A 12,535-nucleotide genomic window follows, 5' to 3' on the forward strand; every position below is an offset into this window, starting at 1 on the left:
TGTCATGCTGAGGCACTCGAAGCATAGGTGCAGAGACGCTCATCGGAGCAGTGGGTGCGACTATCCTTCGACGGAGCTCAGGATGACAACGGTACTTTATAAAAAAGTAGACAAGCTTGCATTGTAAGCTAAATATAAAAACATAACAACTTCAACCATGAGTTTAGAAATCAAAGTTCCGCCGGTAGGCGAATCCATTACCGAAGTTACCTTATCGCGCTGGGTAAAAAAGCAGGGCGATGCTGTACAAATGGACGAAGTAATAGCCGAGCTGGAATCAGACAAGGCTACCTTTGAGCTTACTGCCGAACAAGCCGGAACTTTAACTACCATTGCAGCCGAAGGTGATACCCTGCCTATTGGCGCTGTAGTAGCCAAAATTGAAGATGGTGGTGCTGCGCCTGCTGCTGCACCGGCAGCACCGCAACAAGAGACTGCCCCGGCCGCACAACCGCAAGCTGAAGCCGCACCTGCCGCTCCGGCTGCCAATGCTGCCCCGGTAGAAATCAAAGTTCCGCCAGTGGGTGAGTCGATCACTGAGGTTACCCTATCGCGCTGGATTAAGAAAGACGGCGAGGAAGTAGCCATGGACGAAGCCATTGCCGAACTGGAATCTGATAAAGCCACTTTTGAACTCACTGCCGAAAGCGCAGGTACTTTAAAAACCATTGCCAACGAAGGTGATACTTTAGCTATTGGCGCGGTAGTTTGTTCTATTACGCCTGGCGCAGGTACTGCACCTGCACAGCAAAACGCACCAAGCCAGCCTGCTGCCCAAGCCTCGGCACAACCGGCTGCACAGGCAGGTGGTTACGCGGCAGGTACGCCATCGCCGGCTGCCGGTAAAATACTGGCCGAAAAAGGCATTGAGCCCAACGGCGTAAGCGGTACCGGTGTAGGTGGCCGTATTACCAAAGAGGATGCCATTAACGCCAAGCAGCCAGAGAAAGCTGCACCATCGGCTTCGCCGAAAAGCGCACAGTCGCCGGCTTCTTCAGCGCCTCAAATTGTTCCGCAAACTGCGCAAAGCACGCCAACCGGAACCCGGGGTGAGCGCCGCGAAAAAATGTCGAACCTGCGTAAAACCGTAGCCCGCCGTTTGGTAAGCGTTAAAAATGAAACCGCAATGCTGACTACCTTTAACGAGGTGGATATGCAGCCGATTATGGAATTACGTGCCAAGTATAAAGATAAATTCAAAGAAAAGTATGGCGTGGGCTTAGGCTTTATGTCGTTCTTCACCAAGGCGGTTACCGAGGCCCTGAAAGAGTGGCCTGCCGTAGGTGCCCGCATTGAAGGCGAAGAAGTGGTATACAGTAACTACGCTGATATCTCTATCGCCGTATCGGCCCCTAAAGGTTTGGTGGTGCCCATCATTCGCAATGCCGATGCCATGACGCTGGCCGAAATTGAAAAGGCTGTAGTTACCCTGGCTGGTAAAGCCCGCGAAAACAAACTGACCATTGAGGACATGACTGGTGGTACCTTCACTATTACTAATGGTGGTGTGTTCGGTTCCATGATGTCGACCCCGATCATCAATGCACCGCAATCGGCAATTTTGGGAATGCACAACATTGTGGAGCGCCCGGTAGCCGTAAACGGACAAGTGGTGATTCGCCCGATGATGTATGTAGCCTTGTCATACGATCACCGTATCATTGACGGCCGTGAATCGGTAAGCTTCCTGGTACGCGTAAAACAACTGCTGGAAGACCCAGCACGTTTACTGTTAGGTGTATAAGCTTTTGTTATGATATAAAAAGAAAGCCCGGTGTTGAGCCGGGCTTTTTGCGTTTATGTGGTGGTTAAAAACTACAGGCATATAGCTTCGATTTGGAAACATCTAGGAGCAAGAAAAATAGGAAGGAATTTAAAAACGTTGACCTATACCCAAATAAAAAGTGACAGTTTTAAGTTGAGTAGCATCAAATCCAGTCGTATTTTTTTGCATAATATTGGTTAATCCAAATTCCAGATTGCCGCTGATGCTAGTGCCGCTGGCAGTTTGAAAACCAAATACACTGGTAATGCCAGCGTCAATTCGTTTAAAATCGCCGTTGGTGCCATAAGTGATTTTATAAGTTATCGGATCACCTGTACTTATGGTTTGCTTATTTACTCCATTTAAACCCCATGAAAAGAAAGGACCTGCACCCAGAAATATATCGGCACCGCTTGCTAATGGTATGTGCCCTATTGCATTCAGCGGAACTTCTAAATAATGTAATTTATACTCTTCGAACACGGAGACATTGTTAAAAAAATCATCCCCATATACCGGATTCAAAGTGCCGCCTTTACCGGCATAAAATATGGCAGGACGTAAAGAAAAGAAATCATTGAACCGCAATTCGGCTGTTAAGCCTAATGAGAAAGGTGTGGAAGCATCTGTAGTAACCTATTGCCGATGTGGCGTGGTTGGACGTAAATATGCGAAATTTGAACCGCCAATTAAGCCGAATGTTACTGCCGGATAACTACCATCTCCATAATACTGGGCATAGGAGGTAAAAACAGACAGTAAAAAACCGAAGGTAAATAAAAGTTTTTTCATGAATTGTGATATGGTAAGGCGCTAAGATAAGATTTTCTTTAGTGGTTTGAGTCTTTCACACGAGTACTTAAATCCAATCATCCCAGTCATTATTTAGTGCTTCACATAGCATAAAAATCCTTATAGCGGCAGCAATTATTAAGTAGTATTGGCCGATGAGCAGTCGATAGCCTGAATAAAAACAAGGATGTTAGTTTGATCTCATTTCAATAAATGTTTAAATGACATTATTTATTAAAAATTTATCTAAAACTCTTATATTACCTCACATTCTAATCCATTGCTACTAAGGCAAATAATTAATAGTAACGGTTACAATGTCACATCTAACCATCATATCAAACACTGCCATGAAACTGCATTTGCTGCTGCGCCCTTTACTTCTGATTTCCTTTATTATCTGTTACTTCAACCTGAGTGCACAGCAGAATAAAATTACAGTCAAAAGTCCGGATCAAAATGTAGTAGCCACTGTTTTTACTGCCAATGGGAGTTTGCAATATGCCGTACAATACCGGGGCCAGCCGGTACTCGAGCCTTCGCGTATGGGTTTATTTATTGATAGTACTGCATATGCAGGTAGTGGCAAATTGGTCTCTTCCAAATCTAAACTTATTCAGGAGCGCTTTGCCTGGCGCGGTAACCATAGCACCGCACAGCATTACGCAACGGCGGCCACCATTCATACCAATCGTACAAGCACTGTTAATCAACTGGTGATTGAAATGCAGGTGTTCAATAACGGTGTAGCTTTCAGGTATTTGATGCCCTACCGTAGGGGTGCTACCCTGAATCATGAACTTACTACTTTTGCTGTGCCGGAGCAGGCGCAGGTGTGGTGGCAGGGTGATGTACAGAATTACGAAGGTGAGTATAAACAAAACAAGCCTGCCGAAATCAAGACTGGCCAGGCCATTGGTTTACCGCTTACCATGGTGCTGCCGCATCAGCAATGTTATGCGGCTATTGTTGAAGCTGATGTAAACCATTACGCGGGTATGCACCTGGAGGCTACGGGTAGCAATGCATTTCATGCTTCGCTTGATGGCAAAGTAAAATTAACCGGTAACATAAAAACGCCCTGGCGTATCATCACCATCGGGCGGGATTTGGATGCGTTGGTCAACAATGATATCATCGCCAGCCTTTCGCCCAAACCTGACCCGGCATTGTTCCCCAAAGGGTTTAATACCGATTGGATTAAGCCGGGTAAAAGTGTATGGTCATGGATGACGGACAACCGCAGTGTAACCCCCGAAAATATGCGCCGGTTTTCAGACCTGGCCTCGCAGTGCGGCATACCATACAATTTGGTAGATGACGGTTGGGGCCGCTGGCAGCAGCCCGGTAAAGACAAGTGGCAGATGATGAGAGATTTGGTGGATTATTCGGCTGCCAAAAAAGTTAAAATATGGGTCTGGGCAGCCTACCCGGATAACAACGGCATACCCGGCCTCAAAGACTCGGTATATATGATGGACTTCTTCCGCAAATGCCACGAAACGGGCATTGTGGGTGTTAAAATCGACTTCATGAGCAGCGAAACACAAGCCATGATGGATTTTTATAATCGTGCCAGTCGTGAGGCGGCAAAACTGCAGCTCATGATCGATTTTCATGGTGCCGGTAAACCATCCGGCCAAAGCCGTACCTGGCCCAATGAGCTGTCAAGAGAAGCTGTTCGTGGGCTGGAGTATAGCGATGGTACGGATTATCCTACACATAATACCATTATTCCGTTTACCCGTTACCTGGCCGGGCACGGCGATTACACGCCCTTGAGCATGGATAAGTTTGTATCTTCCACCACACTTGCGCACCAGGTAGCTACGGTAGTTACCTTTACCTCGCCATTTTTATGCTTGGGCGTAGACCCTGCCAAATTGTTAAAAAGTGAAGCACTGCCATTTGTGCAAGCCATCCCAAGTGTTTGGGATGAAACCAGGGTACTGCCTGCAAGTGCCATTGGTGAGGTTTGTGTAATGGCCCGTCGTAGCGGAACCACTTGGTTTTTAGCAGTCCTGAACAATAAACAAACCCGAACTTTGAGCATACCGCTTTCATTTTTGAATAAAGCCAATTACAGTTGTAAAGTTATAGGCAACATAACCGCAGCTAATAGTAAAACGGTAAATAGCAAAGATAAATTCACGGTTAATTTGACTTCTGGCGATGGTTTGGTTGCCATTTTTCGCCCCCGGTAAATCCAACAGATAAAAGCTGATATTGCTGAGATTAATATTTCTGTTTTAATACTTGTAATCATCATTCTGTTTATTATATTCGTAACAAATAAGTTACAAACCCCCTAATTAATGATGATTAAAAATTTTACTTCAACCGGTTTATCACTGGCTTTAGTTGGCTTGTTAAGCCTGTCGGCCTGCAAAAAAGACAACACCACAGCTTCAGCTGATGCCGATGTTTCTTTCGGTATGGCATCAGACAACACCTTAGTAACTGTGGCTACAACCAACGGTAGTGGCCAGCTGGCAACCTTTGCTACAGCAACTACACCTGCAATAGCCTCGGTAAAATGGACGGATGCCATTGCCAACATCAGCAAATTCAAGCTGGAAGCTAAAAAGGATGGCAGCTCTTATGAGGTCAGCTCTGCCGGATTGGCCAATGTAGATTTATTGGCGCTTAACCCATCAACTATTAAAGCCACCTTACCCAAAGGCACTTACACGCATGTAGAACTAAAAGTGCAATTGGTAAAAGCCACAGGCACTGCTATGCCACTGGTGTTAAAAGGCACTTATACTACCAAAGCAGGCACCACCGTACCTATCGAATTTGATTTTAATGATAACCTGATCTTGGTAGCTTCGTTAAATGATCTTACCGTTGATGGTAAAAACAACTTCGTAGCCAAACTGAACCTGCACCTGAACAAAATGTTCGGCAACATCTCGGCACAGCAAATTGATAATGCCACCCGCACTAATGGCGCTGTGTTGATTAACAGCACCACCAACGTAGCACTCTACCAGAAAATCATTATAGATATTTTGACAAGCGGCGACGGTAAATTAGAACTTAAAGGAAAAAAGTAAAACCTGCATCCATACACACATTGTAGGCTTAAAGTGGTTGGTTTTGTACCAACCACTTTTTTTATTGCTATTGTTTTCCCTCATTTTCACTACAAACATCCGCAATTAGGCTACAAACGGGCCGTACCTTCTGCCCAACTTTGTGTTGTTAAAAATTAATAACATAAACTTATGGCACAGCAACAAGAAAGTAATAAAGTATGGTTCATCACCGGCGCTTCGAGAGGATTTGGGCGCGTTTGGACCGAGGCCGCCTTACAGCGTGGCGACAAGGTAGCTGCCACAGCACGTAAACTGGAAAGCATAGCCGATTTTAAAGAAAAGTACGGCGAGCAGGTATTAACGCTGGAACTGGATGTAACAAACCCCGAGCAGGTAAAGTCAGTGGTAACACAGGCGCATACGCACTTTGGCCGGTTAGATGTGGTATTAAACAATGCCGGCTATTCTCTGGTAAGTACCATTGAGGAGGCCAGTGCCGATGACATCACGGCGTTGTATGAAACCAATGTATTGGGGCCGGTTGCGGTGATACAGGCGGTTTTACCGCTATTGCGTGAGCAGGGGTTCGGGCATATTCTGGGCACATCGAGTAATTTGGGGCATGTTACTTTGCCGGTTATCGGTTACTATTGCTCTTCAAAGTGGGCATTTGAGGCCATACACGAAAGTTTGGCCGCCGAGGTAAAACCTTTCGGTATCAAAGTTACCATCATTGAGCCTGGCGCATATGCTACAGAATTTGGCAGCCCGGATTCATTGAAATTTGCTGCGGGAATGGACGTCTACACTAACTTTAAAGAACAGTTTTTTGGTAGCTTAAGAACGATGGAAAGGGGCGACCCTAATGCTACACCACAGGCACTCTTCCAGATCGTAGACGCCGAAAACCCGCCGCTGCGGTTCTTTTTGGGTAGCCATAACCTGCCCTGGACACGCACAGCTTACCAGGCGCGTTTGGCTGAATGGGAAGCATGGGCAGAGGTTTCAAACGCTGCTCAGGGTGAGCCTAAGTAAGCAAAATGTAAATACTATAGCTCAGAAACAGATGATAACCGGTATTTGAATGAATATCGGTTATTATTGTAATAAACATTAACCATGAAACGGGAAGAAAATACGCCGTATAAATTTGACTCACTATCTGATGCGCACCGGGTTTTTGGTTTGCCCAAGCCCAAGCATCCGCTCATTAGTTTAATTAACGGTGTGCATGGCACTGTTGATATGAGTAATCTACCGCAACTACATGTACTGAGCTTTTACAAAATTTCGTACAAGCCCCGCCTGGGGGGTAAACTCAAATACGGACAAAGTTATTATGATTTTGACGAAGGCGGTCTCCTGTTCGCTGCCCCGGGCCAGATTGTGGGCCCTAATGATAACGATGCTAGTGTATGCTCTGAGTATACGCTGCTCATTCATCCCGACTTTTTGTTGGGTACTGCTTTAGCCAAAAACATCCGAGAATATGGGTTCTTTTCATATACAACTAACGAAACCCTTCATCTTTCGGAAGAAGAAAGGATAACCATGATGGCGATTTTTAAGATGATTGAAACGGAGCTTAACAGCCGGATTGATGATTTTAGTCAGGATGTAGTGATTTCGCAAATTGAACTTTTGCTTAACTATGCCAACCGTTTTTACAAACGCCAGTTTCTTACCCGCAAAGCCATCAACCATAATTTATTGCAGCAAATGGAAGAGGTATTGAACCGGTTTTTTAACAACGATAGCTTGTTAAATCAAGGTATTCCGACTGTAGCTTATCTGGCCGAACAGTTAAACTTATCGCCAAGTTACCTGAGTGATATGCTGCGCTCACTTACCGGGCAAAATGCACAGCAGCATATCCATCATAAGCTAATTGAAAAGGCGAAAGAAAAACTGTCTACTACCAACTTATCGGTAAGTGAAGTGGCTTATGCATTGGGGTTTGAGCATTCACAGTCGTTCAGCAAGCTCTTTAAAACCAAGACTAACTATTCGCCTCTGGAGTTCAGGCGTTCGTTTAATTAATAGCTAAAAGCAGTAGGTGAATAGTTAGAGCGGTTTTTAAAAGGTGGCAGCACCCATCAAACAACACGCTTTACACCCGGTATATGCACTACAACGCTGCCTAATATAAAACTTAATATTACACCCAGCGGCGCTACTACCAAGCATTTCAAAGCCGGATCAGCCTGCCAGGGTTTCAGCAGCATGGAGAGGCTAACAAGCACCAGTGGATGGAAAATATAAACTGCAAACGTACTGCGCGACAGGCTGGCAAGAAAAGGTGAAGACTTGTTCCATTTAGCTTTACCGATACACAAAAAAGCGGTGGCAATGCTAAAACCCAGCACTTGTTCCCACAGGGCATACCACAACTGCGGCCAGTGTGCACCTGCACTAAATTGCTCAACCGGAAACTTAAATACCATGCGTGCAATAAAAAATAAAGGGAACATAACGATAGCCAGCCATACGGCAAAGCGGCGCATTTTGATACCCATGCTTGCGGTAGACTGGTGCAGCCACTGATTACGGGCTGCCATCAAACCCAGTATAAACAAGGCGATGTATTGAGGGAAATGCCCTAACTGAAAGCCCAGTGGCTTCAGTGTCCAGCCCACTGGAAAAATAATACGAACCAAAAAACTAATGAGGCCCACACCTGCCGCAAACCACCAAATGTGCCTGGCTTTTGGCGCAGCTAAAAGAGGTGCGACCTTGTTAATGATTAGCCTGTATACTACATACACCTGTGTGAACAGTAAAAGCGCAGCTACAAACCACAACACACCAAAATCTATCCAGTCATCAAAGCCACTTAAGTATTGCGTGTAAGTAATGTGATTGCCTTTAGCAAAATAATAAGTGAGGTAACTTAAAAACGGCGAAAGGATAAATGAGTAAAAGGCCAGCGGCAGGCCGAGCCTTAGCAGGCGGTCGGCCACAAATTTAACAGGCCCTTTCCTGTCATATGATGACGGGATAAACAAGGCCGACAAAAAGAAGAAGAAACCCATAAAAAACGATTGGTTGACCGATACCAAAATTGTCATCAACAATTTGGGTATGAGCAAAGTCGTTTTTTCACTGTAGTACCATCCGCCCGGCGCACCGTAAGTTACTAAGGCGTGATGAATGACTACCAAAGCCGTAAGTACTATCTTAATGTTGTCTATATAAACCAGTTTAGTTTTAGGGTGTTCGGGAATGACAGGTTGGGTATTGGTGGTCATGGTATAAGGTAAGTTGAACGATATGATAATAAGATGCAATATAGTTCTTGATGTTGTACTCGCCTCCTTTTAAATGATTTAGTTACTCATTGCCAAATACATATTAAGGAAATAATTAATCAATATGGTCATTGTACGGATACATCTGCGCCTTTGTACCATAAGCGGTTGCCCCGCTATCAAACGCAATGACAAAGTTTGAGCTCCCTGTACTGACATGCATATGCCACTGCTGCGCCTGCTGCGTAGCGCTGCGGGTGCTTCGCGCTGCTTCGGGTGCTGCGCCTGCTGCGTAGTGCTGCACCCGCTGTGCGCAGCAGTGGCATATGTATGTCAGTAAAATAAAGAAAGCCGGTGTTGATAAACACCGGCTTTTTTTATTTTGAGCAAGAAGATTTACTGCCTACTGCTCATTACTGAGGCAAATTTGCCTTCGTAATCTTTCATCTGGGCGCTTAGCTTGTTGCTCAGGGCAGTTTGCTTGGCCTGCTGTGTAGTACCAATCAGGGCATTAATTACTGAAAGGCTTAATTGGATATCGCGCTGATTAACACTATTACCGTTTTGCATATTGGTGTATTGGTAATCCAACAGGTTCTTCAGGTAATCATCCAGGTGGTTGGTCCATTTTACAGCCAGGGCAGTTTCGCCTAACTTAAAGGCATTGTCAATCAGGTAATATTTACGACCGGCTACCTCGCTATACGGCATCAGGTCGGGCATTACTGTATCATATTTGCGAATGATGTTTTTAGCCAGATCAGGGTGGCCTTCTTTCTGCAGGTTTTCAGCCAGAGTAATAAACTGGCGCAAAATGATAGGGTAGAACATCACCAATGATTCATGATCGAGATACCTGGCGGTTTTCATTTGCCCGTATCTGAATTTGTTCATCATGTTATTATACATAATCAGGGTGTTGGTCGCACCGCCTTCAGTTTGCGCGGTATCGGGCTGTACAGGTTGCAGGCGCATCGCAAAGCCTTCATCGTGCAGGTACTTATCCATTCCAATCAGGTTATCGCTGCCCACGGTGTTGGCAAAATAGATTGGGCGTTTCCAGTTGTTGTGGGCCAAAATATCCAGCATGGCCAGGTTATCTTTGGTTACATAATTAGAAGGGTATGTCCACTGCATTACCGGTAAAATCTTCGCTGCATCCTGTGCAGGTACAGTGCCGGTGCTGATAACCTCTGCCGGGTTAATAGTAATTTTAAAGTTTTTGGTAGGCAGGTAATTTACTGCTGCACCGCCATCTTCATATTGTACTTTTACATTAGGGTTGTCAGAAGTTAAAAAGTCGAACACTTCTTTTACCTCCGTAGGAGCGGTGATTTTTTGGTCGTTAAAATAAAGTACATCTCGTACACCGGCCGCAAATTTGTCGTTTGCCATGGTAATCGGCAATGGGGCCGATTCATTCATTTTTTGCTTCATCTGGCGTATATACCAATCGGTACCCAGTAAGCTCAGGTTTACAATGCGTATATCGGGGCGTACGTTTTCAACTTCCTGTAAATACCATAACGGGTAAGTATCGTTATCCCCATAAGTGAATAGTATAGCATTCGGGGCGCAAGAGTTTAAATAGTTCCAGGCCATGTCATGCGGAGTGAGTTTGGTAGAGCGGTCGTGGTCGTCCCATTCCTGGCTGGCCATCAGTGCAGGCGCTGCCAGCAGGCAGGCTACTGTGGCAATTATGCCGCTGGTTTTAGCATTAAGCTTTTTACTCAGCAAATCGGCAATGGCAATTACGCCTAACCCTATCCAGATGGCAAAAGCGTAGAAAGAACCGGCATAAGCATAGTCACGTTCGCGTGGCTGGTTAGGGTCCTGGTTCAGATACAGTACAATAGCCAAACCGGTAAAGAAGAACAGGATAGCCACCACGCCTGCATCTTTTTCGTCACATTTAAAGTGATAAATCAAACCGAAAATGCCGATAATCAGCGGCAGTGCGAACAGGCGGTTGTAAGACTTGCTTTGGGTAACCGAATAAGGGAATGCCTTATTAAACTGGAAGCCGCTGATCCAGTTGCCGTCAATGCCGTTCGAATCGTTTTGGCCGTCCATCTCATTGGTGCGGCCTACAAAGTTCCATAAAAAGTAGCGGGTGTACATCTGGTATACCTGCCAGCTGAAGAAGAACCCTAAATTATCTTTCAGGGTAGGCGAATCGTTTTCGCCCAGGTTCAACCATTGGCGGTAAAACTGCGGATGCCCGGCTTTATCGCTGAAGGTACGGGGGAACAGGGTATTGTGGTCGTACTCAGTTTTAATTTTTTTGCCGGCTACTTCATATTGGGTTGCGCCACGGCGGTAAAGTGTAGCGCCTTCGCTTTGGCTTACTGGTTTGGCGTCAAAATACTGGCCGTACAGTAAAGGCGTTTCTCCATACTGATCGCGGTTGAGGTAGCTATTCAAGGCAAAGGCATCCTGCGGGTCACTGTTGTTCAGGTTAGTTTGCGCTTTGGCGCGGATGATGATCATCACAAAAGAGCTGTATCCAAACAGAATAAACAGGGCGCTAATCAATACCATATTCAACATATAGCGGCGCTGGCGTACTTTAAGCACATACTCTAAAAACGCCAGGATGGCCACCGCAATCACCAAGCCTATAATACCACCACTGGCCAGCAAAGCCAGGCCAAAAGTAATAGCGGCAATAATAACAGCAGCATGAGCCTGGGTTACGGTATAGTAAATACCTGCAACTATAGTGGCAAACACCAATAAATAGAAGATAGCTGCACCAGTGCCAAAACCCATATGTAGGGTGTTCACGAATAATAAATCGGAGAAGGCGGCGCCTTTAACTGTAAATTGGATGATGCCCCATAAAATAAGGCCCAGCACCACTATACTTACTATAAAAGCAATTATGCCACCTCTCCAGGTAGGTTTTGCCGTGCGGCGGAAATAAATTACCAGAGCAATAGCCGGAATTACCAGCAAGTTGAGCAGGTGTATACCGATGGATAAACCCATAATGTAGGCAATGAACACCAGCCATCGGTCGGCGCGGGGCTCGTCAGCATGGGTATCCCATTTCAGGATAGCCCAGAACACTACGGCAGTACATAATGATGATTGCGCATATACCTCAGATTCTACGGCTGAGAACCAGAAAGTATCGGAAAATGTATAAGCCAATGCGCCTACCAAACCGGCACCAATAATCAATATCTGCTGAGTGGAGGTAATGGCCTGGCCGCCTTTCACCAATGATTTTTTAGCCAGGGCAGTAATGGTCCAGAACAAGAACAATATGGTAGCACTGCTGGCCAGAGCCGAGGCCATGTTAGTCCAGTAAGCCACTTTGGTTAAGTCGCCGAATGAAAAAAGCGAGAAGAATTTACCAATCATGGTAAACAGGGGCGCACCTGGCTGGTGGGCTACCTGGAGGCGGTAAATACAGGCGATGAATTCGCCGCAATCCCAAAAGCTGGCAGAAGGCTCGAGTGTAAGAACATAAGTAAGCGTAGCCACTAAGAATACCAGCCAGCCAAACAGGTTATTGGTTTTTGTATAACTCATTGTTTAAATATAATACAGTAAGTACAGTTTTAGCTGCCGAAATTAGCAAAACTATCGGTACCAAGAGGCAGCTTTAACAAATTTTAACCATTAACCGGTTGAGACAAAGTGAATTGAAAAATTTTTTAAAAAATGGTTTTGACAATTTA

The 12,535-nt window shown here is 45.4% G+C and carries 10 protein-coding genes; 6 read left to right on the top strand and 4 right to left on the bottom strand.

What is annotated here, in order from left to right; all coding sequences use genetic code 11:
• Nucleotides 1-157: 157 nt before the first annotated feature.
• Nucleotides 158-1,744 carry a 2-oxoglutarate dehydrogenase complex dihydrolipoyllysine-residue succinyltransferase gene (gene odhB / locus ACYVNW_RS17130; protein WP_460681141.1) on the top strand — a complete coding sequence of 529 codons (1,587 nt, stop codon included), beginning with the start codon at nucleotides 158-160 and terminating at the stop codon, nucleotides 1,742-1,744.
• Between the two features lie 129 nt (nucleotides 1,745-1,873).
• Here odhB and ACYVNW_RS17135 read toward each other — a convergent pair whose 3' ends face one another.
• Nucleotides 1,874-2,353, bottom strand: a complete 480-nt coding sequence (locus tag ACYVNW_RS17135; RefSeq protein ID WP_460681142.1) for an outer membrane beta-barrel protein — start codon at nucleotides 2,351-2,353, stop codon at nucleotides 1,874-1,876.
• Here ACYVNW_RS17135 and ACYVNW_RS17140 point away from each other — a divergent pair.
• The 5 genes from ACYVNW_RS17140 to ACYVNW_RS17160 all read left to right on the top strand — a co-directional run bounded on the left by ACYVNW_RS17140 (nucleotide 2,316) and on the right by ACYVNW_RS17160 (nucleotide 7,638).
• Nucleotides 2,316-2,480: a hypothetical protein gene (locus ACYVNW_RS17140; protein ID WP_460681376.1), complete on the top strand. Its 165-nt coding sequence runs from the start codon at nucleotides 2,316-2,318 to the stop codon at nucleotides 2,478-2,480. The two genes, ACYVNW_RS17135 and ACYVNW_RS17140, sit on opposite strands and share 38 nt — an antisense overlap.
• A gap of 427 nt (nucleotides 2,481-2,907) precedes the next feature.
• Nucleotides 2,908-4,761 (top strand): glycoside hydrolase family 97 protein, encoded by a 1,854-nt coding sequence (locus tag ACYVNW_RS17145; RefSeq protein ID WP_460681143.1) that lies wholly within the window; start codon nucleotides 2,908-2,910, stop codon nucleotides 4,759-4,761.
• Nucleotides 4,762-4,872: 111 nt separating this feature from the next.
• The gene (locus ACYVNW_RS17150) at nucleotides 4,873-5,616 is read left to right on the top strand and encodes a hypothetical protein (RefSeq protein ID WP_460681144.1); all 744 of its coding nucleotides are present in this window, start codon (nucleotides 4,873-4,875) and stop codon (nucleotides 5,614-5,616) included.
• A gap of 171 nt (nucleotides 5,617-5,787) precedes the next feature.
• Nucleotides 5,788-6,633: an SDR family NAD(P)-dependent oxidoreductase gene (locus tag ACYVNW_RS17155; RefSeq protein ID WP_460681145.1), complete on the top strand. Its 846-nt coding sequence runs from the start codon at nucleotides 5,788-5,790 to the stop codon at nucleotides 6,631-6,633.
• Nucleotides 6,634-6,717: 84 nt separating this feature from the next.
• Nucleotides 6,718-7,638: a helix-turn-helix domain-containing protein gene (locus ACYVNW_RS17160; protein WP_460681146.1), complete on the top strand. Its 921-nt coding sequence runs from the start codon at nucleotides 6,718-6,720 to the stop codon at nucleotides 7,636-7,638.
• Between the two features lie 56 nt (nucleotides 7,639-7,694).
• Here the strand turns inward: ACYVNW_RS17160 and ACYVNW_RS17165 are convergent, their stop codons facing one another.
• The 3 genes from ACYVNW_RS17165 to ACYVNW_RS17175 all read right to left on the bottom strand — a co-directional run bounded on the left by ACYVNW_RS17165 (nucleotide 7,695) and on the right by ACYVNW_RS17175 (nucleotide 12,386).
• Nucleotides 7,695-8,846: an acyltransferase family protein gene (locus tag ACYVNW_RS17165; protein WP_460681147.1), complete on the bottom strand. Its 1,152-nt coding sequence runs from the start codon at nucleotides 8,844-8,846 to the stop codon at nucleotides 7,695-7,697.
• A 115-nt stretch (nucleotides 8,847-8,961) separates the two neighbouring features.
• Nucleotides 8,962-9,150, bottom strand: coding sequence for a hypothetical protein (locus ACYVNW_RS17170; protein ID WP_460681148.1), 189 nt, complete (start codon nucleotides 9,148-9,150; stop codon nucleotides 8,962-8,964).
• A 92-nt stretch (nucleotides 9,151-9,242) separates the two neighbouring features.
• Nucleotides 9,243-12,386 carry a protein O-mannosyl-transferase family gene (locus ACYVNW_RS17175; RefSeq protein ID WP_460681149.1) on the bottom strand — a complete coding sequence of 1,048 codons (3,144 nt, stop codon included), beginning with the start codon at nucleotides 12,384-12,386 and terminating at the stop codon, nucleotides 9,243-9,245.
• Nucleotides 12,387-12,535 lie beyond the last annotated feature (149 nt).

The organism is Mucilaginibacter koreensis, from assembly GCF_054783355.1.

What these genes read in the sequence shown, in the direction of transcription:
- odhB (WP_460681141.1), top strand. Translation starts at nt 158, where the DNA reads ATGAGTTTAGAAATCAAAGTTCCGCCGGTAGGCGAATCCATTACCGAA.
- ACYVNW_RS17140 (WP_460681376.1), top strand. Translation starts at nt 2,316, where the DNA reads ATGGCAGGACGTAAAGAAAAGAAATCATTGAACCGCAATTCGGCTGTT.
- ACYVNW_RS17145 (WP_460681143.1), top strand. Translation starts at nt 2,908, where the DNA reads ATGAAACTGCATTTGCTGCTGCGCCCTTTACTTCTGATTTCCTTTATT.
- ACYVNW_RS17150 (WP_460681144.1), top strand. Translation starts at nt 4,873, where the DNA reads ATGATGATTAAAAATTTTACTTCAACCGGTTTATCACTGGCTTTAGTT.
- ACYVNW_RS17155 (WP_460681145.1), top strand. Translation starts at nt 5,788, where the DNA reads ATGGCACAGCAACAAGAAAGTAATAAAGTATGGTTCATCACCGGCGCT.
- ACYVNW_RS17160 (WP_460681146.1), top strand. Translation starts at nt 6,718, where the DNA reads ATGAAACGGGAAGAAAATACGCCGTATAAATTTGACTCACTATCTGAT.
- ACYVNW_RS17165 (WP_460681147.1), bottom strand. Translation starts at nt 8,846, where the DNA reads ATGACCACCAATACCCAACCTGTCATTCCCGAACACCCTAAAACTAAA.
- ACYVNW_RS17175 (WP_460681149.1), bottom strand. Translation starts at nt 12,386, where the DNA reads ATGAGTTATACAAAAACCAATAACCTGTTTGGCTGGCTGGTATTCTTA.